The following is a 23,302-nucleotide window of genomic DNA, read 5'->3' as shown; positions in this document are numbered from 1 at the left end:
ATGACGCCCTTTGCCGAACTACTGCAGCAGGGGGCGGGAAACGCCTGGCTGTTCATCCCGAGTGCCATCCTGCTCGGCGCGCTGCACGGGCTGGAGCCGGGCCATTCCAAGACCATGATGGCCGCCTTCATCGTTGCTGTGCGCGGCACGGTGGCTCAAGCGGTGCTGCTTGGCCTCGCCGCGACCATCTCCCACACCATGGTTGTGTGGGTCATCGCGATCGGCGGCATGTATATCTGGCAGGGCATCGCGCCGGAGACCTTCGAGCCCTATCTGCAGTTCGTTTCGGCGCTGATCATCATCGCCATGGCGCTGTGGATGCTGTGGCGCACCTATGAGGACCAGCGACAGGCGAAGCTGGCGAGCGGGCACAGCCATGGCCATCACGGGGACGATCATGGGCATGACCATCACCATGGCCATGACGCCCATGCCCATCCCACCTCCGATATCCGGCTGATCGACACCGGGCACGGCCTGCACAAGCTCGAGTTGCACGATCACGGCCATGGCGACGCGCATTGGCGCTTCCGGCCGGAGCGCGGCAAGCCCTGGGCGGCCGACGAGGTGAAGCTGACCACCGAGCGGCCCGACGGGCGCGTCCAGACCTTCGCCTTCGCCGAACGCGGCGGCTATATCGAGAGCGTCGCGACTATTCCGATGCCCTTTGACTTCATGGTCCGTCTCGCCCTTGGCCACGGCAACCATTCGCATGATTTCGACGTGTCGTTCCTCAAGAGCACGCAGGGCCACGACCATCTGCACGAGGAAATGCGGGGGCTTGAGCTCGGCACCGACGGCTACCAGGACGCCCATGAGCTTGCCCACGCCAACGACATCCGCAAGCGCTTCGCCGACCGCAAGGTGACAACCTGGCAGATCGTGCTGTTCGGCCTGACCGGCGGCCTCATTCCCTGTCCGGCAGCCATCACCGTGCTGCTGCTGTGCCTCCAGCTCAAGCAGTTCACCCTCGGCTTCGGCCTGGTGCTGTGCTTCTCGATCGGTCTCGCCCTCACGCTGGTGGCGGTCGGTGCGGCGGCGGCGCTCAGCGTGCAGCACGCCACCAAGCGCTTAACCTGGTTTTCCACCTTCGCGCGGCGCGCGCCTTACTTCTCCAGCACGCTACTGATCGCCGTCGGCCTTTATGTCGGCTGGCATGGATGGACAGGCATCATGGCGCTCGCGTCCAACACGCCAGCCGGGTGATATATGCTTGCTGTTCTGGCGAACCGGACCTACCGGCACCTGTTCCTCGCGCAGGTCATTGCCCTGATTGGCACCGGGCTGGCGACCGTGGCCCTTGGCCTTCTCGCCTTTGACCTTGCGGGCGCCGACGCCGGCGCCGTGCTGGGCACTGCGCTCGCCATCAAGATGATCGCCTATGTCGGCGTCGCACCGGTCGCCGCCGCCTTTGCCGAGCGGCTGCCGCGACGGACCCTGCTGGTCTCGCTGGATCTCGTTCGCGCCGCGGTCGCGCTCCTGCTGCCTTTTGTGAGCGAAGTCTGGCAGGTCTACGTGCTGATCTTCGTGCTCCAGTCGGCCTCGGCCGGATTCACGCCGACCTTCCAGGCGACCATTCCCGACGTCCTGCCGGACGAGCGCGACTACACCCGTGCGCTGTCGTTGTCCCGGCTGGCCTATGACCTCGAAAGCCTGGTCAGCCCGATGCTGGCGGCCGCCCTGCTGACGCTGATCAGTTTTCACAGCCTGTTCGCCGGCACCGTCGTCGGCTTCCTCGCCTCGGCCGCCCTCGTGGTCTCGGTGGTCCTGCCGAGCCCGCAGGCGGGAGAGAAGCGGGGCATTTACGACAGGACCACGCGCGGCATCCGCATCTATCTGGCGACGCCGCGCCTGCGCGGCCTGCTGGCGCTGAACCTTGCCGTCGCGGCGGCCAGCGCCATGGTCATCGTCAACACCGTGGTTCTGGTTCAGGCGGTGCTCGACCTCGATCAGAGCGCCACCGCGCTAGCGCTCGCCGCCTTCGGTGGCGGCTCGATGGTGGCGGCCCTCCTATTGCCGCGACTGCTGGAGACGGTTCCCGACCGCACCGCCATGCTCGCCGGCGCCGGGGTGTTGGTCGCGGGGCTTCTCGTCGGGTCCGCGCTCCACAGCTACGCATTCGTGCTGCCGCTCTGGTTCCTGCTGGGACTTGGCTATTCGCTGGTGCAGACGCCCTCGGGCCGTCTGCTGCGCCGCTCCTCGCGGCCGGAAGACCGTCCCTCGCTCTTCGCGGCCCAGTTCGCGCTGTCGCATGCCTGCTGGCTGATCACCTATCCCCTTGCCGGCTGGCTGGGCGCGAGCATCGGCCTGCCGGGCACGTCCGCCATGCTTGCCCTTCTGGCCGGGTTCGCCGTTCTCGCCGCGTTGCGGCTGTGGCCGGCGAGAGATCCCGATGAGCTGGAGCATGTCCACGGCGCGCTGGCCGAGGATGATCCCCATCTGGCTGGCGCTGTTCCCGTTGTCGGCGGCCATCGCCACAGCCATGTATTTGTCATCGACCGCCACCACACGGAATGGCCGCACCCATGATGCCCCCTGCCGGCTGTGGCCGACCATGACGGAGCTTGCGGCCTATGCCGGCCTCTTCTTCTCCGCACTGGTCGCAGCCACCATCCTGCCGATGCAGTCCGAAGCCGTCCTGGTCGGGTTGCTGCTGACGACCGACTACCCGCCCTGGGCGCTGGTGGGGGTGGCGAGCCTCGGCAATGTGCTGGGGTCGGTCATCAACTGGCTGCTCGGCCGCGGCATTCACCGGTTTCGCGACCGGAAATGGTTTCCGGTAAAGCCCGCCGCTCTGGCGCGTGCGGAGAGCTGGTATCGGCGCTACGGCAAATGGTCCCTGCTTCTCAGCTGGGCGCCTGTTATCGGCGATCCGCTGACCGTCATCGCCGGCGCGCTGCGCGAGCCGCTGCCGATCTTCCTCATCCTCGTGACGCTGGCCAAGGTCGCGCGCTATGTCGTTCTTGCCGCCGTCACGCTGGGGCTCGGCTGATCATGGCCTTCTGGCAGCACATTGTCGGGTTCCAGCAGGACATCTATCAGGCCTTCGCCGCACAGATCCGGGGCCGTGTTCCTTTTCGTAGGCGCCTCCGAGGTTGCCGCACTGGCAGTGTGTGCGGCGGCGGGCGTTGGGCTGCAAATGCTGCGGTCTTGATGCTGCAACGCCTCTTACACCTGATTAACTAACGATATTTGGCCTGCTGCCGGTCTCGTGGACGCCGAGACAAGGCCGCTTCGGGCGGCAGCCCGCGGCGGCCAGCACCCCGCGCCCGCGCACCCTAAGGCGTGCCGGCCGATCCGCTCAGAGAGAGCGCTTCAGCGCCGGACGTCAGCCGTCCCGGTTCGGCGTGCCGAGCACATGCGTATCGGGCGGCAGCATCACCTGGTCGAAGGTCTGGGTGAACATGGCAGCCGCGAAGAAGGCCACCGCATGCAGCGTCTCGCTGCCCGTATTGACGATGTCGTGCCGCACGTTCGGCGGCAAGGCGAAGACGCTGCCCGCGCCGATGGTGCGGCTGCCGTCCTCCATCAGGAGTTCGCCAGTTCCGGCGAGGATGTACTGGGTCTCTTCCGTGGCATCGGTGTGCCAGCCCAGGCGTCCGCCGGACGGAATCTCATAGACGATGGTGGAGGACTGGCTCGCACCATGCCCGCCGCAGGTAGCGAAGGCTCCGAGCCAATTGACGGACGGGTCCGTCGCGCCGTGCACATGGATCCGCGCGAGCATGTCGGCGGCAACAATGGGTACCATGACATTCCTCCGATACAGATGCTGCAATCGCCACGGGGCGATGCCGGCCACCTGATGAGCCGCGCGCCACGTCCCGACGCACGGACACTAGAGGCACCAACGTAGGGGCGTTAGGGAACTTTTCGCCTGCATTGGCAAAGAGAAGCGAAAGCGATGCTTTAGGTTTCCATATACCGTCACATCGCTCCAACGGTTGCGATTGGGGCCGCTGCGGCGTCTTCGCCAGGGTGCATGCGTGCTTTCGCCATGCGGTAAATGAGATCATGGCCAGCCATGGTATCGGCAAGGAACCGGTCAAAGTCGGCGCGACACTTGGGGGTGACGTCGACGCTGTTGCCCGACAGCCGCACGAAGCCGAGCTCCGCCGCCGCCTGCAGCAACTTGCGCACGTGGGTGCGGGACACGCCGAAGCTGTCGCCGATCTTGAGAAAGGAGACCTGCGGCGCCGCCTGATCGTCCTGATGGGCGCACACATGCATGAGCTTGGTCAGGATCATGTGGCCGGCCTGCCGGGGCAGGAAGAAGGCGATCACCGGATTGGCCAGGATGAATTGCTGCGCATGCGCCAGGAACGCGGCGCATATATCGCGCGCCACGCGATGAAAGGCCGGGTCGTGGTTGACCGGTTCGGGATATCCGGGGTCCGGAAAGAGGACGTGCAGCGGGTGATAATAGACCCGGAGCGCGCGGCGATCATGGATGAGCATCTTGTCCGTGGGCGCCAGCAAGGTGACGCGGCGATCGTCCGGCGCTCGGTAGGCCGAGATGTACCCCGTATCCGCAAGACGGCGGACGATATCGTGGGTGCGGCGCCCGCTCGCGATGCCATGTGACTCCATCTGCCCTTTGAGCAGTTGCAGGGTCGGCCATGTCGCGCGGTCGTGGGGTCGATGTCCGGCGTCCATGATGATGACGCTCATGAAGATCGTCGCTGTGCCGCCATCGATCAGCAGCCGGTTCTCGGCCGGTTGGTTCTCGTGCAGTTCGAGCATGTCGCGGACATAAATCTCCCGCGCCAGCCCGAAGCGCGGTTGCGCCAGGATGTCGTTCGCCGACAGCAGCGGCTGGATCTCCATCACAGGGATCTCATTCGACGCAGCGCCTTCCCAATCGTCGGCACAGTCTTACTCAAACGGGACCGAATTGGGAGATGCCATGCACAGAGCTGGTTGGGAGCGGCCGGCGCTTGGAAGAGAAGAGCCTGGTAACGCTCCATTGCGCAGAGCAGCAGAGTTTTCAGCAGAACCTTGTTCAAGCGCGGCTTGGGCGGCCATGCCGTATCGGCGCCGGGCGGGCAAGGCCGGGGCGCCATGGCTATTCGGTCCATCGGATTGCCGAACGTCCGCTGGTCAGATCCGTCAGCAGCCGGTCCACCCCACCGGCTTCCGGTTTCGGCACTGACACCGACAGAATCGCGCCGCTGTCCGTGAAAGCGTGAACGCTCATTTGCACGCCCGGGACGGCGGTCAACCTCGCCTGAGCCAGCGCCAGATCACTGAACCCGCATGTGACGGTTCCGGAAACGGTCTCGACGAGCGCCACCTTCTCGGCTTCCCGCAGGCAGAGGGCCGCCGTTCCGCCATAGGCGCGGATCAGGCCGCCACTGCCCAGAAGGATGCCGCCGAACCAGCGCGTGACGACGACGGCGACGCGATCGAGGCCTTGCCCGTCGACGGCGGCCAGGATCGGCTTGCCCGCAGTTCCACTGGGCTCGCCATCGTCGTTGAAGCGGTAGTTCTGCCCCACGCGCCAGGCCCAGCAATTGTGGTTGGCGGCCGGATCCGACCGTGCCGCGATGAAGTCCTTCGCCGCCGCCTCGTCCGCGACGGGACCGGCGATCGCGACGAATCGGCTCTTCTTGATCTCCTGGCGGCGGATCGTGAGGTCAACGAGGGTAAGGCGCTCGACCATGCGCTCGTCTGTCATGAACTCGGTTCCCAATCGTCCATGGCCTGAGGGAATGTCTGCTTCCAGGCAGGGCGCTCACATTAGCTGATGGCGCTCTTCGCCGATCAGCTCCCCACATGCAGGGCTGGATGTTCAGCCTGCAATGCCGCGACGACAGGCAGGACATAGCGCTTGCCGAAGGTCGGGAAGCAGGCAATCCGCAGCATGCCGGAGACCGAACCGTCGAAGGCGGCGACCTCGGCATGGGTATCGGCCAGTTCGTCGAGATGCCGCAAGGCCCGCTCGTGCAGGCGCTGGCCGGCATCGGTGAGCGTGAGCGCCCGCGTCGAGCGGATGAGCAGGGCGACGCCCAGATCCTCCTCCAATGCGTCGATCTGGCGGACGATCACCGAAGGCGTCACCGCGCGCCGGCGGGCGGCACCTGAAAAGCTCCCCGCCCGTACGACATCGACAAAGGTGGCGAGATATTCCGCGAAATGGGGTCTCATCTTTGCGATCCAGGCAAAGCCGTTTGCAGCAGGCTCCGGCTTATCGCCTGTTCCGGACACTCGCATATTCGCGGTGTTCACACAGCGGCGGCGCCCGTTCGCTCGACCACAATCGCCCGTGGCAAGGCGGATCGGCGTTCCATCTCGCAAGTCCTCACGGCGACCATGGAATCTCGAAAGCCCCAGCGCCCGGGCGCCGCGCATAACCCTGTTCGGGATGGCGCAGCCACCGCGCCCCCTCCCCCAGCGCCGACCGGCGAGAAGCCTACCGGCGACACGGCTCCATCGAGAGGCAATGCCATGAAAATCCTCACCGACAAGGTCCTATCGCAGTCCGCCTATACCGCGGAAATCGACATTTCCCTCGAAAAGGTCGACATCGCCGAGTGGCTGTTCACCTTGCCCGAGGCGGAATATCTGCGCTGCTGTCCGCCTGACCATATCGGCTCCGGCGTCACCACGACCGATGATGGCCGCCGCATGGTGATCAATGTCGAGATGATCGGCACCGGGCTGGTGATCCAGCACTATGTGGCCGAGGAAGCCACGGCGAGCTATTGCCGGATGAATTCGATCTCCGACGTGTTCACACCGGTGGGACGCACGCAGGTCAATGTGGTCTGGGAACTGATCGCCGAGGCCGTTGAAGGCGGGCGCACCCGCTACACCAACCGTGTCACCTCGCACCCGACCGAAATGTTCATGGACTTCCTCGCCGCGCACGGCCAGACCTTCGAGCAGGCGGCCATCGCCCGGCAGGAAGCTGGCGGCGACCATAACCGCCGCGAGACGCCGCTCTTCGCCGCCAGCATCGCCCGCCGCGCGGTCGCCAAGGCCGCGGCAAAATGAAAGCGATCCTGTTCGACGATTTCGGCGAGGCGGATGTCCTCCGCCTTGCCGACGCGCCCATGCCGGACGTCCGCGTCGGCGACCTGCTGGTGCAGGTCCGCGCAATCTGCGCAGCCTCGCCCGGGGCGGGCGCCTCGTTCAGGTCGGCCTGCTCGGCGGGCAGGACAGCGCCAGCATTCCGCTCTCGGTCCTGCGGCGCTTTGCGGAAGGCGCGCTGCCGATGTTCGCCGACGGCCGGCTGAAGCCGCTGGTCGGCAAGGTCTTTGCGTTCGCACAGGCCGCCGAGGCGCATGGCGCGATGGAGGCGGGCGGCGGGTTCGGGAAGATCGTGCTGAAGGTGGCGCCGGCGACATTTTGCAGCCGCTACATGAGGAAGTGCGTCGCGCCAATCCTGGCTTTGATCGTGCCGAAGGGATGCTCGACCGTCTTGCGCCGCACCCGCATCAGTCCGGGATCGGCATCCAGCCGGACGTCCTCGATCAGATGCTCATGCTCCCAGCGGGTGATCCGGCGGTCCTTGGCTGTCGCGCATGCGGCATCGCTCTCCTCACTCCACGAACACCTCCTCGCGACGCTTGCGCACCGCGGGCAGGACGGCCACGACCAGCAAGGCAGCCGTCGCCAGCAGCAGCGTCAGGCTGATGGGCTTTTCGACAAACGTCATAGGGTTGCCGTGCGCGACCAGCATGGCGCGGCGGAAATTCTCCTCCAGCATCGGCCCAATGATGAAGCTGAGCAGCAGTGGCGTCGGATCGCAATCCAGCCGCGACAGCGCGTAGCCGAACAGCCCGGCGGCGAACAGCACCAGCACGTCGAAGGTCGAGTTGTTCACGCTGTAGGCGCCGATGCAGCAGAACAGGATGATCGCCGGCACCAGTCGCCGGTAGGGGATGCGCAGGATCGACACCCAGACGGCGATCAGCGGCAGGTTGATGATCAGCAGCATCGCATTGCCGATCCACATCGAGCACACCAGCCCCCAGAAGAGATCCGGGCGCTGCGTCACCACCTGCGGCCCCGGCGAGATGCCGTGGATCGTCATGGCGCCGATCATCAGCGCCGTGACCGCGCCGGACGGCATGCCGAGGGTGAGCATCGGCACGAAAGAGGTCTGCGCCGCCGCGTTGTTGGCGCTCTCCGGCGAGGCCAGCCCTTCGATCGCGCCCTTGCCGAAGCGCTCGGGCGTGCGGGAAATCTTCTTCTCCAGCATGTGAGCGGTGAACGAGGCGAGCAGCGTGCCGCTTCCCGGCAGGATGCCCAGCACGGTGCCGACCCCGGTGCCGCGCAGGATCGGCAGCGCCGAAGCCTTCAGGTCCGCCCATTTAGGCCACAGCCCGGAAATCTTGTTGTTCAGCACCGAACCGTCGCCCGGTGTCTCCAGCGTGCGCAGGATTTCAGAAACGCCAAACAGCCCCATGGCGAGCGGAATGAAGTCGATGCCGTCGCGCAGTTCCTGAATGCCGAAGGTGAAGCGCGCCTTGCTGGTTTCGACATCGGTGCCGATCAGCCCGAGTGACAGGCCGATCAGCACCATCACCAGCCCGTTCAGCACCGAGCCCTTGCCCATGACGATGACCGCGACGATGGCGAGCACCATCAGCGCGACATTCTCCGCCGGTCCGAACATCAGGCCGAGCTCGGACAGCGTCGAGGCCGATCCGGCGATGAAGAAGGTCGAGACCGTGCCGGCGAACAGCGAGCCGATGGCGGCAATCGACAGCGCCACGCCCGCGCGGCCCTGCTTGGCCATCTGGTGGCCGTCCAGCGCGGTGATGATGCCGGAGGATTCGCCCGGCATGTTGACAAGGATCGCCGTGGTCGAGCCGCCATATTGCGCGCCGTAATAGATGCCGGCCAGCATGATGAGCGCGCCGACGGCCGGCAGCTCGAAGGTCACCGGGAGCAGGATGGCGATCGTGGTCGCCGGTCCGATGCCCGGCAGAACACCAACCAGCGTGCCCAACAGCACGCCGATCAGGCACAGCAGAAGATTCTGCCAGGTGAGCGCGACATCGAAGCCGAGCGCGAGATGTCCGAGAAGTTCCATCACAGGAAGTTCGGCAGGATCGGCAGCGGCAGGCCAAGCCCATAGGCGAACACCGCCCCGGCGATGGCAGCGAGCGAGCCCGCAAGCACGATGCGTTCAGCCCAGCCCTCGCCCTGTTGCGCCAGCGAGGAGAAGAACACCGTCGCCGTGGCGCTGGCGAGCAGGCCGATCGGCTGGATCAGCAGCGCGAACGTCAGCACGCCGAAGCTGATGCTGGCTGCCCCACGCCAGTGAATCGGCGCGTCCGGCGCGGCATCGTCTGCGCGGGCGGGCCGGGCAAGCAGAGCCTTGATCAGGATAAGCACGGCCACCGAGAGCAGGCCTATGGCGACGGCACGGGGAATGAAACCGGGTCCCATGCGCACCGCCGTTCCCATCGGGAGATGGCTGCCGAAAGCCAGCAGAGTCAAGGCAAAGGCGGTGGCGAGGCTGGCGGTGAGAACGTCGCGATTTAGGGGCACTGGCAATCTCCAAACTCATTAGTCCACATTTTCTATAGACAATTAGAAATGTTAATTTAGGATCGTGGCGAATTACGGAGGTTCTCAGCGATGAATGGTGTTTTCAGTCTATTAGCCGGCGCCGCACTGGCACTGACGCTCGTCCCCGCTTCCGCCGACGAGGTGGACGTGTCGAAATATCCGCAGTCCCAGGTACGCATCGTCGTGACGTCGGCGGCGGGCGCCAGCGCCGATGCGCTGACCCGGACGGTCGCCCGCGAGCTCGGAAAAATCTGGGGCAAGGACCCCATCGTCGAGAACGTTGCCGGCTCCAACGGCAATATCGGGCTGGAGCAGATCGCGCAGGGCAAGCCGGACGGGCTGTCGATCGTTGTCGGCGGCGACAAGGTCCCGCTCAACGCGATCTTCTTCGGCCCGGAGCTGAAGAGCGACCTGATCAAGGATCTTTCGACCGTCACCAAGGCGGTGTCGAACCCGCAAATCCTCGTAGTCCGCCCCTCGCTCGGCGTGAAGAACCTCGACGAATATCTGAAGCTCGCCCGTGAGAAGAACGGCCAGCTCACCGTCGGCACGCCGTCCAATGGCGGCGCGCATCACATCGGCCATGAACTGCTCGGCCAGCTCACCGGCACCAAATACACCTTCATCCCCTACAAGGGCGGCGCCCCGGCGGTGACCGACCTGCTCGGCGGCCATATCGACGCGGTGATCATCACGCTTGCCGCCGTCACCGAGCATGTGCGCGCCGGCCGGCTGGTGCCCATCGGCGTCAGCACCGCCAAGCGCTCGGCTGCCCTGCCCGATGTTCCGACCTTCCAGGAACAGGGCGTCAAGGACTTCAACATCGAGACCTGGCAGGGCTTCTTCGTCTCCGCCAAGACCCCGCGCCCGCTGGTCGAGAAGATCAACCGCGACTTTGTCGCCGCGCTGAATGCGCCCGAGGTGAAGAGCTTCCTCGAAGGCCAGGGCTTTGCCGTCGTCGCCTCCTCGGCCGAGGAGGGCGATGCCACCGTGCGCCGCGATTTCGAGAACTACAGCCGCGTCATCAAGGCCGCCAACATCAAGCTCGATTGAGCGTTTTCGGGACGACCGTCGTGACCAAGCACATCCATCTCAACGTCTTCGTGCCGACCACCGGCCATCATGAGGCGTCCTGGCTCTACAGCGGATCACAGCCCGAACGCCTGACCGATGTCGATTATTACCGCGAGATCGCGGCGATCGCGGAGCGCGGCAAGTTCGACTCGCTGTTCCTCGCCGACCAGCTCGCCATCGGCCGCAGCGTGAAGCATGTCGCGCAGGGCAAGCTGGAGCCGCTGACGCTGCTCTCGGCGCTGGCGGGTTCAACCTCGCATATCGGCCTGATCGCCACCGCCACCACCACCTATTCCGAACCCTATAATCTGGCCCGGCAATTCGCCTCGCTCGATCATATCAGCGCCGGCCGCGCCGGCTGGAACATCGTGACCTCATGGTCGGCCGAGGCCGCCGGCAATTTCGGGCTCGACCAGCGCAATTCGCACACCGACCGCTACCGCCGCGCCACCGAATATGTCGAGGTGGTGCGCAAGCTGTGGGACAGCTGGGAGGACGACGCCCGCGTGCTGGACCGCACGCGCGGCATCTATGCCGACACCGCCCGCATCCATGCCATCGACCATCTGGGCGAGACGTTCCGGGTGCGCGGGCCGCTCGACATACCGCGTTCGCCGCAAGGCAACCCGGTGCTGGTGCAGGCGGGCTCGTCGGACGAGGGCCGTGGCTTTGCCGCGCGCTACGCCGAGGCCATCTTTACCGCGCAACAGGTGCTTTCCGAGGCACAGAATTTTTACGCCGACGTGAAGCGCCGCGCGCTGGCCTTCGGCCGGGACCCGGACGGCATCAGGATATTGCCGGGCCTGTCGCCGATCCTCGGCTCGACTGAAGCGGAGGCCCGCGCGCTGGAAGAAGAGCTCGACGACCTCACGCTTCCCGTCGTCGGCCTCAAGCATCTCTCGCAGCGCTTTGACGGCTTCGATTTCAGCGTCTTCCCGCTCGACGAACGCATTCCGATCGAGGCGTTCCCGCGCCCCGAGACGGTGCAGGGCGCGCAGAGCCGCTCGCAGGTCATCCTCACCATCGTCGAGCGCGAAAAGCCGACACTGCGCCAGTTGTTGCGCCGCCTCGCCGGCGGGCGCGGCCACAAGGTGCTGGCCGGCACGCCGAACACGGTCGCCGACCACATCCAGCTCTGGGTCGAGCAGCGCGCGGCGGACGGCTTCAACATCATGCCGGCCTTCATGCCGGGCGGGCTCATCGCCTTCGTCGACGAGGTCGTGCCGATCCTGCAGGCGCGCGGGCTGTTCCGCCGCGACTACACCGGCCGGACGCTGCGCGAGCATTACGGGCTGACCCGCCCCGAGAGCCGTTACGCCCGCTCAGCCTGAACCGAGACTGCGCCCAACCGGGATTTCGCCATGAACTTTTATTCCCCCGCCGCCCACATCTTGCCAGCTGTCGAGGCTCAGCCCGCCCGGCTGGAGCTGCGCGACCTGCGAAAGAAGCTCGGCGATACCGCTGCGGTCAACGGCATCGATCTCAAGGTGGCCCCCGGCGAGAGCGTGGTGCTGCTCGGCCCCTCCGGCTGCGGCAAGACCACGACGCTGCGCATGGTGGCGGGATTCCTGCAGCCGGAAGGCGGCGAGATCCATCTCGACGGCAAACTCGCCTCCAGCGCCTCCTTCGCGCTGCCGCCGGAGAAGCGGCATCTCGGCATGGTGTTCCAGACCTACGCGGTCTGGCCGCACAAGACGGTGGCGGACAATGTCGGCTACGGCCTGGTGGTCGCCGGCAAGAAGCGCGCGGAGATCGACCGCGAGGTCGCCGCCGTGCTCGAACTGGTCCAGCTCGGCGATCTCGCCAAGCGCTACCCGTCCGAACTCTCCGGCGGCCAGCAGCAGCGCGTCGCGCTGGCGCGGGCGCTCGCCACCAAGCCGACCCTGCTGCTGCTCGACGAGCCGCTCTCGAACCTCGACGCCTCGCTGCGACAGGAGATGCGCTTCGAGCTGCGCGCGCTGCAAAAGCGCATCGGCATCACCACGCTCTACGTCACCCACGACCAGGACGAGGCCCTGGTTCTCGCCGACCGGGTCGTGGTGATGAACAAGGGCCGCATCGAGCAGGTCGGCACCCCGGAACAGGTCTACCGCACCCCCGCCAGTCGCTTCGTCGGCAATTTCGTCGGCACCGCCAACCTGCTGGAAGGAACCATCGTCACGGTGGATCGCGCCGCCGGCCGGGTGTCGGTGGCGCTCGACGCCGGCGACATCACCACGGCGCGCGCATCGGCCGGCTGGCTCGCCACGGCGGCACCCGGAAAGCGCGCGACGCTGCTGCTGCGCCCCGAGGACATCCGTTTCGACCGGCCGGAAAAGCCCGACCAGCAGACCGGCCTTGATGTCCGGTTCGTGTCGGCAGCGTTCCTCGGCAGCCGCTACGAACTTCAGCTCACCGCCAAGGACACGCCCTTACGCATGCAGTCGCGCACGCCCGGCAGCTTCACTGACGGCCGCGTCCGGCTCTGGTTTCGCCCGGACAGCGCATGGGTGGTGGCATGAGCAGCGCCACCCTCTTCACCGAGGACCCCCGTAATGTATCGGACAGCCCCGCGCTCCTGCAGAGGCTGTCCGGCATCCAGCCGGTGAAGCTTCTCGTCATCGGCTTTGCGATCGTCGTCCTGCTGGCTCTCATCGCCTATCCGCTCGCCTTGCTCATCGGCTACAGCCTCATTGATGCGCAGGGGAACCTGGCCTTCGACACGTTCGAGAAGGCGTTCAACCGGCGCGGCATGTGGGCGGCGACGGTGAACTCCACCGTGCTGGTTGGCCTGGTGACGGCGGGTGCCTGCGCGCTCGGCATTCCGCTCGCCTGGATCGTGGCGCGCACCGATGCGCCCGGCAAGATTCTGGTGACTCTGGCGGCCGGCATCTCCTTCGTCATCCCGTCCTTCATCTCGGTGGTGTCGTGGATTTTCCTCGCCGCACCGAACTCCGGCTATCTCAACAAGCTGGCCGTCGAGTATCTGGGCTTCACCCAGGCGCCGTTCAACATCATGAGCTTTGGCGGCCTCGTCTTCATCGAGATCATTGGCGTCTACCCACTGGTGTTCTTCGCGGTCAGCGCGGCGCTGCATAATGTCGATGCCAGCAACGAGCAGGCCGCGCGCGTGCTCGGCGCGGGCCGGCTGCGCACCACGCTCACCATCACGCTGCCGCTGGTGCGGCCAGCGATCCTGTCCGCCATCATCCTGGTAATGCTGGACGCGCTTTCATCCTTTGGCGCGCCGGCGGCCATCGGCACGATGGCAAACTTCTCGGTCATCACCACCAAGATCTACGACCTGCTGAAATTCCCGCCGCAGTTCAACTATGCCGCGGCGGTGGCGATGCCCATCATGGTGGTCACCGCCGTCAGCCTGCTGATCCAGAAATACGCCGTCCGGGCGGAAAATTTCCGCACCCTCACCGGCAAGGCGAGCTCCGAACAGATCACCACGCTGGGCCGCTGGCGTTGGCTCGCGGCGGGGTTCTGCATCGTCGTGGTCTTTGCTACCGCGGTACTGCCGGTCGGAGCGCTGCTGCTGCTCTCGGTGCTGTCCTCGTTCGGCGCCGACATCACCTTGAGCAACCTCGTCACCAAGCATTACGCGCTGATCTTCGACGCCGATTTCGTCGCGCGCGGTTCCATCATCAACAGTCTGCTGCTGGCGCTCGCCACCGCCACGGTCTGCGCCGGGCTCGGGCTGGTGCTCGGCTGGGTGGTAGAGCGGGTGAAGTTCATCGGCCGCGAGGCCATCACCTTCCTCGTCATGATCGCCTATGGCTTTCCCTCCATCGCCTATGCGGTGGGAATCCTGATGGGCTACGTGAACCTGTTCTACGGCACGCTGACGCTCATCCTCATCGCCTATGCCGGCAAGTTGCTGCCAATCGCCTTTGTGCTGGTGCGCAACGGCATCCAGCAGCTCTCGACCGATCTGGAAGAGGCCGCGCGCATCTCGGGCGCCGGCTGGCTGCGCAGTGTGCGCGACGTCACCTTCCCGCTGGTGCGCGGCGCGGTCGGCGTCGCCTGGGTACTGGTGTTCTCGCTCAGCCTGCGCGAGCTGTCGATGTCCGCCATCCTCTCTCAGGCGGACACGCAGGTCATGCCCACCGTGGTGATCCAGTTCATCGAGGACGGCGCCATCGAGCTCGCCGCCGCGCTTTCCGTCGTCATCGTCACTGTCAGCCTCTCCATCCTCGGCCTCATCCGCTTCTTCTCGCGGAAGAAGACGGCCGTGGTCAGCTAGCCGGAATGCCTGCCATGCCTGTCACCACCTCCACCCCGCCCTTCGACGAAGTCTGGGACGTGCTTGTCGTCGGCTTCGGCTTTGCCGGCGGCGCCTCGGCGATCGCCGCCCATGATGCCGGCGCGCGTGTGCTGCTGATCGAGAAGATGCCCGATCCTGGCGGCATCTCGATCTGTGCCGGTGGCGGTATTCGCACCATCGTCGAGCGCGTCGGCGCCCGCGCCTATCTGCGCGAGACGGTCGGCCCCGACGTGCCGGATGACGTGCTCGATGCGGTCGCCGCCGGCATGGCCGAGCTGGAGCCCTATTTCCGCGACCTCGCCACGGTGAACGGCGCGGAGATCGCCATCCACCGCCGTATTGCCAACTACCCGTTCACGGGCAACGACGCCTTCGGCACGGTGGAGGTGCTCTCCATCCCCGGCTTCGATGCGCGTACTGAGTACCCGCAGGTGCGGGGCCGGCTGCGCGGGCCGAACGTGTTCAAGCTGGTGCATGACAATGTCCGGGCGCGCGGCATCGAGACCCGCCTCAATACCGCCGCCGAGCGCCTGATCCTCGGGCCGGATGGCGAGGTGCTCGGCGCCGTGGTCCGCTCCAATGGCAGGGTGACGCGCATCGGCACACGGCGCGGCGTCATCCTTGCCTCCGGCGGCTTCGAGGCCGCGCCCGATCTGCAGCGTAAATACTGGCAGATCCGCCCGGTCCTGCCGGTCGCCATGCGTGGCAATACCGGCGACGGCATCCGCATGGCGCAGGCCGCTGGCGCCGACCTTTGGCACATGTGGCACTTCCACGGCTCCTACGGCTTCCGGCACACCGACCCGGCCTATCCCTATGGCCTGCGGGTCAAGAAACTGCCGGACTGGACGCCGCAGCTGCAGGAGCCGGACGTGCGCATGTCCTGGATCGTGCTGGATCGCCAGGGCCGGCGATTCATGAACGAGTACCAGCCCTATATCCAGGACACCGGCCATCGGCCGCTCGACCAGTACGACGCGCAGTCGCAGCGCTTCCCGCGCATCCCCGCCTTCCTTGTGGTGGATGAGGATGGACGCAAGCTCTACCCGCTCGGCCAGACCGTCATCAACGACCGCTCGGTCGAGCCCTATGAGTGGAGCGACGACAATCTGAAGGAGGTCGGCAACGGCATCCTGAAGCGCGCCGACAGCATCGAGGATCTCGCCGCGCTCATCGACGCCGATCCTGCCGCGGTCGCGGAGAGCCTCGCGCGCTGGAACGCCTCGGTCGCGGCCGGGAAGGACGGCGACCACAACCGCCCGGCCGGGTCGCTGTTCCCCGTGAAGAACCCGCCCTTCTATGTCGGCGAGCTGTGGCCGGTAGTCAGCAACACCCAAGGGGGGCCCGCGCATGACTCCCGCCAGCGCGTGCTCAACGCGCATGGCGAGCCAATTCCCGGTCTCTACGAGGCCGGCGAGCTCGGCAGCATCTGGGGCTTTCTCTATCTCGGCGCCGGCAATCTCGCGGAGTGCTTCGTCACCGGCCAGATCGCCGGCAAGGACGCCGCCGCACGGCAGGCCGCCGCCCTCCCTTCCGAACTCACAGCCGCCTGAGGTTTCCCATGACCAAGCTGATGGCGCTCGGCGCCTTCCTCTACCCCACCGGCCACCACGCCGCCGCCTGGCGCCACCCGCAGGCGCAGGCCGATGCCGGCATCAACTTCAAGCATTACGCCGAGGTCGCGCGGGCGGCCGAGGCGGCCAAGTTCGATATGCTGTTCCTGGCCGACAGCGCCGGCGCGCGCGGCGAGGACTGGGGCGCGCTGGCGCGCTTCTCCACCCATTATGTCGCGCAGTTCGAGCCGCTGACGTTGCTCGGCGCGCTGGCCGCCGTCACCGAGCGCATCGGCCTCGTGGCGACCGCCTCGACCACCTATAACGAGCCCTACACGCTGGCCCGCAAATTCGCCTCCATCGACCATATCAGCGGCGGGCGCGCCGGCTGGAACCTCGTCACCTCGGGCAATGAGGGCGAGGCCTTTAATTTCGGCCGCGACCACCACCCCCCGCATGATGAGCGCTACCGCCGCGCCACCGAATTCCTCGCCGTCACCGAGGGGCTATGGGACAGCTGGGAGGATGACGCCTTCGTCCGCGACAAGGACAGCGGCGTCTTCTTCGATCCCGACAAGGTCTACAGCCTCGATCATCGCGGCGAGTATTTTGGCGTGCGTGGGCCGCTTAACATTCCGCGCTCGCCGCAGGGTTGGCCGGTACTGGTGCAGGCCGGCTCGTCTGAGGCTGGCAAGGCTCTGGCCGGCGCCTCGGCCGAAGTCGTCTTCACCGCGCAGCAAACCCTTGCCGACGCGCAGGCGTTCTACCGCGACGTGAAGGCCCGCGCCGTCGCTGCGGGTCGCTCCCCGGACGACGTCAAGATCATGCCGGGCATCTTCCCGGTGGTCGGCCGCACCGAGGCGGAGGCACAGGCGAAGTTCGAGGAACTGCAGAACCTCATCCACCCGGATGTGGCGCTTTCCATCCTTGAGCATCGCCTCGGAATTCCGCTGCGCCATCTGCCGCTCGATGGCCCGCTGCCCACCGACATTCCAGTCACCAATGCCGCGCAGAGCCGGCAGGTGCTGCTGCTGGAGCTCGCCCAGCGCGAAGGGCTGTCGATCCTGCAGCTCGGCCTGCGTGTCGCTGGCGCGCGCGGCCACTGGCAGGTGATCGGCACGCCGGAGCAGATCGTCGACAAGATGGAGGAGCGCTTCCTCAACGAGGGCGCCGACGGCTTCAACGTCATGCCGCCCTATCTGCCCGGCGGCCTCACCGACTTCATCGAACTGGTACTGCCCGAACTGCGCCGCCGCGGCCTGTTCCGCACCGACTATGAGGGCCGGACCCTGCGCGAGCATCTCGGTCTCAAGCGCCCTGCCCGTCACCACAAGCACACCAAGGCGATCGACGCGGCGGCCGAGCACACGGCCGCGAAAACCTCCGCTGCCGCCTGACCCTTTGCCCCCTGGAGACTGACATGACCCTCAATAAGAGAACCCTGCTGAAGGGCGCAGCCGCCGCGCTGCTGGTCGCGGGCTCGCTCGCCACCTCGTTCGCCCCCGCCCGCGCCGACACGCTCCCCGAACGCTTCAAGGATCTCTACGAGGCCGCGAAGAAGGAAGGCCAAGTGGTGTTCTACACCTCCTACCGCCAGGAAACGAGTACGGCGGTGCTGGAGTTCTGGCGCAAGACCTTTCCCGATGTGAAACTCAATATCGTGCAGAAGCAGACGCTCGACCTGATCCCCACCATCGAGGCGGAGAAGGCGGCCGGCCGCACCAACCCGGATGTGGTGTTCATCAGCCAGCGCTTCATTCTCGACGACTGGAAGAAGCGCGGCTATCTCGTGCCCTACAAGGTGCGCGACTTCGACAAGATCGGCGGCAACTACAGGGATGCCGAAGGCACCTACCTCGCCACCGCCGCTGCGCTGCTCTCGGCCGCCTACAACCCCAAGGCCTTCCCCGACACATCGGTGCTGCCGAAAAAGATCGCCGACTTCCTCGACCCGAAGTGGAAGGGCAAGATCGTGTTCTCCGATCCGCGCTCGGCCGCCTCGCAGCTCACCTGGTTCCAGACGCTCCTGGCCCACAAGATCATCAATTGGGACACCATCAAGGGGTTCGCCAAGCAGGACTTCCTGTTGACGCGCGGCAATGCGGAATCGGTCCGGCTGCTGGTTGCCGGCGAGCGTGACCTGTCGCCGCTGATCTCGTCGCAGAACGTCATCACCGCCAAGGAGCGCGGCCAAAGCATAGAGGCCTATATCCTCGAGGATGGCGTTGTCACCAACGAGAACTACCTCGCCATCTTCAAGGGCGGCCCGAACCCCACGGCCGCCAAGCTGCTGGAAGAAGTGCTGACCAGCGCCGAAGGGCAGGAGCTCGTCGCCAATGCCGGCTCCTACATCCCGACCCACCCCGACGCGAAGACGCCGGAAGGCCTGCCCAAGCTCGCCGACCTGAAGATCATCGTCTCGGACCAGGATATCGGCGGCGAGGCCTCGACGAAGTTCCTCGAGCAGTTCGACGCGGTCTTTAACCGCCAGTGACCACCCCAGGCCCTTCCGCAGGCCGGAAGGGCCTTTTTCCTGACAGGTCGAGAATACGATGAGCGCCCATTTCCCCCGCATCGACGCGGCCGCCCTCCACGCCACCCTTCTGGGCGACACCGAGATCGCCCTGCTCGACATACGCGAGGAAGGCGTGTTCGCTCGCGCGCACATCCTCACCGCCTCGAACGCGCCCCTCTCCCGCCTCGAGCGCATGGTGCCGGCGCTGGTGCCGCGCCGGGCCACGCCTCTCGTTCTGGTGGATGATGAGGAGACGCTCGCGGCCTGTGCTGCCGAGATCCTCTGCGGCCATGGCTACGAGGACGTCTCCATCCTGCGCGGCGGCGTGCCGGCATGGAAGGCCGCCGGCTTCGAGCTGTTCGCCGGCGTCTATGTGCCGAGCAAGGCCTTCGCCGAGTTCGTGGAAGTGGAATACGGCACCCCACATATCGACGCGCACGACCTGCAGGCCCGCCGCGCCGCCGGCGAGGACATCGTGCTGCTCGATAGCCGGCCTTATGACGAGTACAACTGGATCAGCATCCCCGGCGCCATCAATTGTCCCGGCGCCGAGCTGGTGCTGCGCGCCCGCGAGGTCATTGCGTCCGACGAGACGCTCGTGGTGGTGAATTGCGGCGGACGCACCCGCTCGATCATCGGCGCGCAGATCTTGATCGACGCCAGCCTGCCCAACCGCGTGGTGTCCCTCAAGGACGGCACACAGGGCTGGCATCTGGCGGGCCTCGAAGTCGGGCGCGGCCAGGACCAGATCGCACCAAAGCCCTCTCCCAAGACCCGCGACTGGGCACGCAAGGCCGCCGAGGCTCTGGCCACGCGCCTCAACGTGCCGACCATCGGCGCGGCGACGCTCGCCCGCTTCGAGGCGGAGCGCGACGACATCACGCTTTACCGCTTCGACGTGCGCGGCACCGAAGAACACCGCCACGGCCATCGCCCGGGCTTCCTCTCGGCGCCCGGCGGGCAGCTGGTGCAGGCCACCGACACCTATATCGCCGTGCGCGCGGCGCGCATTGTGCTGGCCGACAGCGATGGCGTGCGGGCCCGCACCACGGCGGCATGGCTCGCACGGCTCGGCTTCCGCAATGTCTATGTGCTTGACGAGAACGCCCCCGCGGGCCGCGTCGAGACCGGCACCTCGGCGGAGATCATTCTCGGCCTTGATGGAGCCAGCGCCGAGACCGTCACCGCCGCCGAGCTCTCCGCGCTTCTGGCGCAGGGCGACATCATTGTGGTGGACCTCGCCACCAGCCGGCAGTACCGCACCGGCCACATTCCCGGCGCCTGGTTCGCCGTGCGCGGCCGGTTGGCGACGGATGCGTCGAAGCTGCCCGCAGCAAAGCTCTACGTCGTCACCTCGCCCGACGAGGTGATCGCGCGCCTCGCGGTGGCCGAGCTGGCGCAGGCGACCGGTGCCGTGGTGAAGCTGCTGGCCGGTGGCACCGACGCCTGGAGCACGGCCGGCCTTCCGCTGGAGACCACGCCGGAGAACCTCGCCTCCCGAACCGATGACGTGCTGCTCAAATCCTTCGAGCGCCGCGAAGACCGTGAGGCGGCGATGCGGGAATATCTGCAGTGGGAACTCGACCTGGTCGAACAAGTGCGCCGCGACGGCACGCTGCAGTTCCGCCTCTGACATTAACGAGCATCGGTAGAGATATGAGTTCGCATCAGCAAAAGCCCCTTCAAGGCAAGGTCGCCCTCGTCACCGGCTCGGCCCGCCGCATCGGCCGCGAAAGCGCGCGGCTGCTGGCGTCAGAGGGTGCCCATGTCGTGGTCCACGCCAAGACGTCCAGGGACGAAATCGAGGCGGTGGCCGACGAGATCCGCGCGGTCGGGGGCAGCGCCAGCACGGCGCTCGCCGACATCACCGATGAGTCGCAGGCGCAGGGCCTCGTCGACGAAATCGTCGCGGCCCATGGCCGTCTGGATATCCTCGTCAACAACGCCGCCATCCGGCGCGAGACGCCGTTCGCGCAGATCAGCCTGGCCGCGTGGCGCGAGATCAATGCGGTGATCGTCGAGGGCGCCTTCCTCGTCACCCGTGCCGCGATCCCGCACATGGTTCGCCACGGCTTCGGCCGCATCGTCACCATTGGCGGCGTCAGTGCGCATTCCGGCGTGTTCCACCGCGTCCATGTCGCTACCGCCAAGGCGGCACTGGTCGGCTTCACCAAGGCGCTAGAGCATCTTCGATGAACGCAGAGTCGGTTTGAGGATTCCCGGGTCGTTCGCTGTCTGATTCATTGCTGCTGGTGATTTGCCAGGAGGTGATGATGACGAGGAGCCTGAGTGGCGACCTTCGCGGTCGGTTGATTGCGGCGATCGAAGACGGGGCTTCAACGCGGGAGGCAGCGCGTCGCTTCTCGATCGGGATCTCGACGGCCGGGGCTTGGTATCGCCGCTATCGCGAGACCGGCGAGATGGAAGCGCGCAAGCAGGGCCAGCCGTCGCGCTCGAAGCTCGATGCACATGAGGCCTTCATTCTCGGCCTCATCGAGGAGGTGCCGGACATCACGCTGGCCGAGATCGGGGAGCGCCTTGCAGCCGAGCGCGGCGTGCGGGCCGCCCCCTCGACGGTGTGGCTGTTCCTCGACCGGCGCGACATCACGTTCAAAAAAAGACGGCGCACGCCGCCGAGCAGCAGCGCCCCGATGTCCTGCGCCGCCGCATAGCCTGGTTTGACGGCCAACTTGACCTCGACCCCGCGAGGCTGATCTTCATCGATGAGACCGCGGCATCCACGAAGATGGCCCGCTTGCGCGGCAGGGCGCCATGCGGCGAGCGATGCCGGGCGGCCGTTCCACACGGCCATTGGAAGACGACCACCTTTACCGCCGGCCTGCGACTGGACGGCATGACGGCGCCGATGCTGCTCGACGGACCGATGAACGGTCCGGCCTTCCTGGCCTATGCAGAGCAAGTGCTCGCGCCCGAGCTTCGCCCCGGCGACATCGTGGTCATGGACAATCTGCCCGCTCACAGGATCAGCGGCGTGCGCGAGGCCATCGAGAAGGTCGGCGCGCGGCTCCTGTTCCTGCCGCCCTACTCGCCAGACTTCAACCCCATCGAGATGGCCTTCTCGAAGCTCAAGGCCCTGCTCAGAAAGGCCGCAGCCCGAACCATCGACGAACTATGGTCCGTCGTCGCCGATTGCCTCTCCGCTTTCACGCCAGAGGAATGTCGGCACTATTTCGACGCTGCCGGATATGACCCGGATTAAGTCGAATCTGCTCTAGCGGTTGAATTCGGCGAACATGGCATCACCGCCAATCTCGTCGTCCCGGGGCGCATCGGCGGCAACCGCTCGGCGACCTCGGGCGCCGGCGGCGCGTTTCCGGGCGGTGGTCATCTGCTGGTCGGGCATGAAGGCGAGCCGCGCAACGTCGCCGAGTTCGTGCGCATCCTCGCTCTGCCGGCCGGTAGCTTTACAAGCGGCCAGACCATCCATGTGAACGGCGGAATGTACCTGCCCTAGGTGTTCGGTCCCGGCATTTGATGGATCGGATCGAGCGTGAATCGTTCCGGCTCTGAAGTCCGGCGCGCTGACGTTACGTAGCCGTTGCGCACCGCCTTCTCTCTCACCCCCGGGTCACTCCGGGGGTTTTCTTTTGAGCGTCTTCCTGAGCCAGCCAAGTGCTCGGCTTCTTGAGCGAACGTCGTGCGACGGAAAGTGCGCAACCGCATGACGAATTTTGTTAAACATAATACATATCAATACTTTAGAGAGAAATGTGAGCGAGATTCAGTGACGCGCAAAGGCAACGGCGCTGAAATAGGAACGGCCAGGGTCAGTCCCGGCCGTTTTCATGTGAGACGGCAACGGCACGGCAGCAACGATGATTCCCACCCTCACCACCGCCCGCCTCACCTTGCGTCCGCACCAGGCCGAGGATTTCGAGGCCTATGCGGCTATGTGGGCGGAGCCGGCGGTGGTGCGGTTCATCGGCGGCGTGCCGTTCACCCGCGAGGCGGCGTGGAGCCGCTTCCTGCGCCATCCCGGCCTGTGGGCGTTTCTCGGCTTCGGCGCCTTCGCGGTGGAGGAGCGCGCCAGCGGCGCCTTCATCGGCGAGGCCGGCTTTCATGATTTCCGCCGCGCCCTCACCCCTTCCATCGAGGGGACGATGGAGGCGGGCTGGGTGTTCTCAGGCGCGGCGCAGGGCAAGGGCTATGCGCGGGAGGCGATGGCCGCCGCGCTCGGCTGGGCGGACGCGCACCGGCCCGGCGCGCGCATCACCTGCATGATCCAGCCCGCCCATGCCGCCTCGCTGCATGTGGCCGGCAAGCTCGGCTTCGTGCCGCTGGCCGATGGGCTGTATAATGGCCAGCCGATGGCGCTGCTGGAACGTCGGCGCGCGACCGGCGCCGCCTGAGCGGCAGAGCTAC

The 23,302-nt window shown here is 66.3% G+C and carries 22 protein-coding genes and 2 pseudogenes; 17 read left to right on the top strand and 7 right to left on the bottom strand.

The window, feature by feature from the left end:
- The 3 genes from A3M1_RS0117965 to A3M1_RS0117955 are packed head-to-tail and all read left to right on the top strand — an operon-like array spanning position 1 to position 2,992.
- On the top strand, positions 1 to 1,206 hold the full coding sequence (locus tag A3M1_RS0117965; protein ID WP_018390382.1) for a nickel/cobalt efflux transporter: 1,206 nt from the start codon (positions 1 to 3) through the stop codon (positions 1,204 to 1,206).
- A 3-nt stretch (positions 1,207 to 1,209) separates the two neighbouring features.
- Positions 1,210 to 2,529: an MFS transporter gene (locus A3M1_RS0117960; protein ID WP_018390381.1), complete on the top strand. Its 1,320-nt coding sequence runs from the start codon at positions 1,210 to 1,212 to the stop codon at positions 2,527 to 2,529.
- A 25-nt stretch (positions 2,530 to 2,554) separates the two neighbouring features.
- Positions 2,555 to 2,992, top strand: coding sequence for a YqaA family protein (locus tag A3M1_RS0117955; protein WP_018390380.1), 438 nt, complete (start codon positions 2,555 to 2,557; stop codon positions 2,990 to 2,992).
- Between the two features lie 336 nt (positions 2,993 to 3,328).
- Here A3M1_RS0117955 and A3M1_RS0117950 read toward each other — a convergent pair whose 3' ends face one another.
- The 4 genes from A3M1_RS0117950 to A3M1_RS25155 form a co-directional block, all read right to left on the bottom strand.
- Positions 3,329 to 3,751 carry a cupin domain-containing protein gene (locus A3M1_RS0117950; RefSeq protein ID WP_018390379.1) on the bottom strand — a complete coding sequence of 141 codons (423 nt, stop codon included), beginning with the start codon at positions 3,749 to 3,751 and terminating at the stop codon, positions 3,329 to 3,331.
- A gap of 176 nt (positions 3,752 to 3,927) precedes the next feature.
- Positions 3,928 to 4,827, bottom strand: coding sequence for a hypothetical protein (locus A3M1_RS0117945; protein ID WP_018390378.1), 900 nt, complete (start codon positions 4,825 to 4,827; stop codon positions 3,928 to 3,930).
- Positions 4,828 to 5,065: 238 nt separating this feature from the next.
- Positions 5,066 to 5,677, bottom strand: coding sequence for a YigZ family protein (locus tag A3M1_RS0117940; protein WP_018390377.1), 612 nt, complete (start codon positions 5,675 to 5,677; stop codon positions 5,066 to 5,068).
- Between the two features lie 86 nt (positions 5,678 to 5,763).
- Positions 5,764 to 6,147 carry a LysR family transcriptional regulator gene (locus A3M1_RS25155; protein ID WP_018390376.1) on the bottom strand — a complete coding sequence of 128 codons (384 nt, stop codon included), beginning with the start codon at positions 6,145 to 6,147 and terminating at the stop codon, positions 5,764 to 5,766.
- A gap of 300 nt (positions 6,148 to 6,447) precedes the next feature.
- Between A3M1_RS25155 and A3M1_RS26950 the strand changes: the two genes are divergently transcribed.
- Both A3M1_RS26950 and A3M1_RS26945 read left to right on the top strand, forming a co-directional pair.
- A complete protein-coding gene (locus A3M1_RS26950; RefSeq protein ID WP_018390375.1) occupies positions 6,448 to 6,996 on the top strand; it encodes a hypothetical protein in 549 nt (182 codons plus the stop codon).
- Positions 6,997 to 7,216: 220 nt separating this feature from the next.
- Positions 7,217 to 7,270, top strand: a pseudogene (locus tag A3M1_RS26945) (hypothetical protein); the annotation flags it as partial.
- Positions 7,271 to 7,365: 95 nt separating this feature from the next.
- Here the strand turns inward: A3M1_RS26945 and A3M1_RS26940 are convergent.
- The 3 genes and pseudogenes from A3M1_RS26940 to A3M1_RS0117910 all read right to left on the bottom strand — a co-directional run.
- Positions 7,366 to 7,527, bottom strand: a pseudogene (locus A3M1_RS26940) (IS5/IS1182 family transposase); the annotation flags it as partial.
- Positions 7,528 to 7,543: 16 nt separating this feature from the next.
- Positions 7,544 to 9,043, bottom strand: a complete 1,500-nt coding sequence (locus A3M1_RS0117915) for a tripartite tricarboxylate transporter permease (RefSeq protein ID WP_018390373.1) — start codon at positions 9,041 to 9,043, stop codon at positions 7,544 to 7,546.
- On the bottom strand, positions 9,043 to 9,504 hold the full coding sequence (locus tag A3M1_RS0117910; protein ID WP_018390372.1) for a tripartite tricarboxylate transporter TctB family protein: 462 nt from the start codon (positions 9,502 to 9,504) through the stop codon (positions 9,043 to 9,045). The genes A3M1_RS0117915 and A3M1_RS0117910 overlap by 1 nt, the downstream gene beginning before the upstream one ends.
- Before the next feature lie 90 nt (positions 9,505 to 9,594).
- On the opposite strand from A3M1_RS0117910, the gene A3M1_RS0117905 reads away from it, so the two are divergent.
- The 12 genes from A3M1_RS0117905 to A3M1_RS0117845 all read left to right on the top strand — a co-directional run bounded on the left by A3M1_RS0117905 (position 9,595) and on the right by A3M1_RS0117845 (position 23,289).
- Positions 9,595 to 10,578, top strand: coding sequence for a tripartite tricarboxylate transporter substrate binding protein (locus A3M1_RS0117905; RefSeq protein ID WP_018390371.1), 984 nt, complete (start codon positions 9,595 to 9,597; stop codon positions 10,576 to 10,578).
- Positions 10,579 to 10,598: 20 nt separating this feature from the next.
- Positions 10,599 to 11,930, top strand: coding sequence for an LLM class flavin-dependent oxidoreductase (locus tag A3M1_RS0117900; protein WP_018390370.1), 1,332 nt, complete (start codon positions 10,599 to 10,601; stop codon positions 11,928 to 11,930).
- Positions 11,931 to 11,960: 30 nt separating this feature from the next.
- Positions 11,961 to 13,100 (top strand): ABC transporter ATP-binding protein, encoded by a 1,140-nt coding sequence (locus tag A3M1_RS0117895; protein ID WP_018390369.1) that lies wholly within the window; start codon positions 11,961 to 11,963, stop codon positions 13,098 to 13,100.
- The gene (locus A3M1_RS0117890; RefSeq protein WP_018964028.1) at positions 13,097 to 14,830 is read left to right on the top strand and encodes an iron ABC transporter permease; all 1,734 of its coding nucleotides are present in this window, start codon (positions 13,097 to 13,099) and stop codon (positions 14,828 to 14,830) included. The genes A3M1_RS0117895 and A3M1_RS0117890 overlap by 4 nt, the downstream gene beginning before the upstream one ends.
- A gap of 14 nt (positions 14,831 to 14,844) precedes the next feature.
- Complete coding sequence (locus A3M1_RS0117885) at positions 14,845 to 16,404, top strand: FAD-binding protein (RefSeq protein WP_018390367.1); 1,560 nt, start codon at positions 14,845 to 14,847, stop codon at positions 16,402 to 16,404.
- An 8-nt stretch (positions 16,405 to 16,412) separates the two neighbouring features.
- A complete protein-coding gene (locus A3M1_RS0117880; protein WP_018390366.1) occupies positions 16,413 to 17,801 on the top strand; it encodes an LLM class flavin-dependent oxidoreductase in 1,389 nt (462 codons plus the stop codon).
- A gap of 23 nt (positions 17,802 to 17,824) precedes the next feature.
- A complete protein-coding gene (locus tag A3M1_RS0117875) occupies positions 17,825 to 18,898 on the top strand; it encodes an ABC transporter substrate-binding protein (RefSeq protein ID WP_018390365.1) in 1,074 nt (357 codons plus the stop codon).
- Positions 18,899 to 18,956: 58 nt separating this feature from the next.
- On the top strand, positions 18,957 to 20,552 hold the full coding sequence (locus tag A3M1_RS0117870; protein WP_018390364.1) for a rhodanese-like domain-containing protein: 1,596 nt from the start codon (positions 18,957 to 18,959) through the stop codon (positions 20,550 to 20,552).
- Between the two features lie 23 nt (positions 20,553 to 20,575).
- Complete coding sequence (locus A3M1_RS0117865; protein ID WP_018390363.1) at positions 20,576 to 21,115, top strand: SDR family NAD(P)-dependent oxidoreductase; 540 nt, start codon at positions 20,576 to 20,578, stop codon at positions 21,113 to 21,115.
- 77 nt (positions 21,116 to 21,192) lie between these two features.
- A protein-coding gene (locus A3M1_RS25995) for an IS630 family transposase (RefSeq protein ID WP_085930261.1) occupies positions 21,193 to 22,139 on the top strand; the annotation gives its coding sequence in 2 pieces (ribosomal slippage) (positions 21,193 to 21,532 and positions 21,532 to 22,139; 948 coding nt in all).
- 39 nt (positions 22,140 to 22,178) lie between these two features.
- Complete coding sequence (locus tag A3M1_RS27205) at positions 22,179 to 22,394, top strand: hypothetical protein (protein WP_081620334.1); 216 nt, start codon at positions 22,179 to 22,181, stop codon at positions 22,392 to 22,394.
- Positions 22,395 to 22,755: 361 nt separating this feature from the next.
- Positions 22,756 to 23,289: a GNAT family N-acetyltransferase gene (locus tag A3M1_RS0117845; RefSeq protein ID WP_018390361.1), complete on the top strand. Its 534-nt coding sequence runs from the start codon at positions 22,756 to 22,758 to the stop codon at positions 23,287 to 23,289.
- The last annotated feature ends 13 nt before the right edge of the window (positions 23,290 to 23,302 follow it).

The sequence above is a fragment of the Ancylobacter sp. FA202 genome (assembly GCF_000380205.1).
In the GTDB taxonomy this organism is placed as follows: domain Bacteria; phylum Pseudomonadota; class Alphaproteobacteria; order Rhizobiales; family Xanthobacteraceae; genus Ancylobacter.
Note: the sequence above shows the minus strand (reverse complement) of the source record. Positions and strands in the feature narration are given on the sequence as shown.

Bases quoted from the DNA above. Each gene is read 5' to 3' on its own strand.
- A3M1_RS0117955 (WP_018390380.1), top strand. From the start codon at position 2,555: ATGACGGAGCTTGCGGCCTATGCCGGCCTCTTCTTCTCCGCACTGGTC.
- A3M1_RS0117885 (WP_018390367.1), top strand. From the start codon at position 14,845: ATGCCTGTCACCACCTCCACCCCGCCCTTCGACGAAGTCTGGGACGTG.
- A3M1_RS0117845 (WP_018390361.1), top strand. From the start codon at position 22,756: ATGATTCCCACCCTCACCACCGCCCGCCTCACCTTGCGTCCGCACCAG.
- A3M1_RS26950 (WP_018390375.1), top strand. From the start codon at position 6,448: ATGAAAATCCTCACCGACAAGGTCCTATCGCAGTCCGCCTATACCGCG.
- A3M1_RS0117905 (WP_018390371.1), top strand. From the start codon at position 9,595: ATGAATGGTGTTTTCAGTCTATTAGCCGGCGCCGCACTGGCACTGACG.
- A3M1_RS0117915 (WP_018390373.1), bottom strand. From the start codon at position 9,043: ATGGAACTTCTCGGACATCTCGCGCTCGGCTTCGATGTCGCGCTCACC.
- A3M1_RS25155 (WP_018390376.1), bottom strand. From the start codon at position 6,147: ATGAGACCCCATTTCGCGGAATATCTCGCCACCTTTGTCGATGTCGTA.
- A3M1_RS0117870 (WP_018390364.1), top strand. From the start codon at position 18,957: ATGAGCGCCCATTTCCCCCGCATCGACGCGGCCGCCCTCCACGCCACC.
- A3M1_RS0117890 (WP_018964028.1), top strand. From the start codon at position 13,097: ATGAGCAGCGCCACCCTCTTCACCGAGGACCCCCGTAATGTATCGGAC.
- A3M1_RS0117880 (WP_018390366.1), top strand. From the start codon at position 16,413: ATGACCAAGCTGATGGCGCTCGGCGCCTTCCTCTACCCCACCGGCCAC.
- A3M1_RS0117960 (WP_018390381.1), top strand. From the start codon at position 1,210: ATGCTTGCTGTTCTGGCGAACCGGACCTACCGGCACCTGTTCCTCGCG.
- A3M1_RS0117940 (WP_018390377.1), bottom strand. From the start codon at position 5,677: ATGACAGACGAGCGCATGGTCGAGCGCCTTACCCTCGTTGACCTCACG.
- A3M1_RS0117865 (WP_018390363.1), top strand. From the start codon at position 20,576: ATGAGTTCGCATCAGCAAAAGCCCCTTCAAGGCAAGGTCGCCCTCGTC.
- A3M1_RS0117965 (WP_018390382.1), top strand. From the start codon at position 1: ATGACGCCCTTTGCCGAACTACTGCAGCAGGGGGCGGGAAACGCCTGG.
- A3M1_RS0117950 (WP_018390379.1), bottom strand. From the start codon at position 3,751: ATGGTACCCATTGTTGCCGCCGACATGCTCGCGCGGATCCATGTGCAC.
- A3M1_RS0117945 (WP_018390378.1), bottom strand. From the start codon at position 4,827: ATGGAGATCCAGCCGCTGCTGTCGGCGAACGACATCCTGGCGCAACCG.
- A3M1_RS0117895 (WP_018390369.1), top strand. From the start codon at position 11,961: ATGAACTTTTATTCCCCCGCCGCCCACATCTTGCCAGCTGTCGAGGCT.
- A3M1_RS0117875 (WP_018390365.1), top strand. From the start codon at position 17,825: ATGACCCTCAATAAGAGAACCCTGCTGAAGGGCGCAGCCGCCGCGCTG.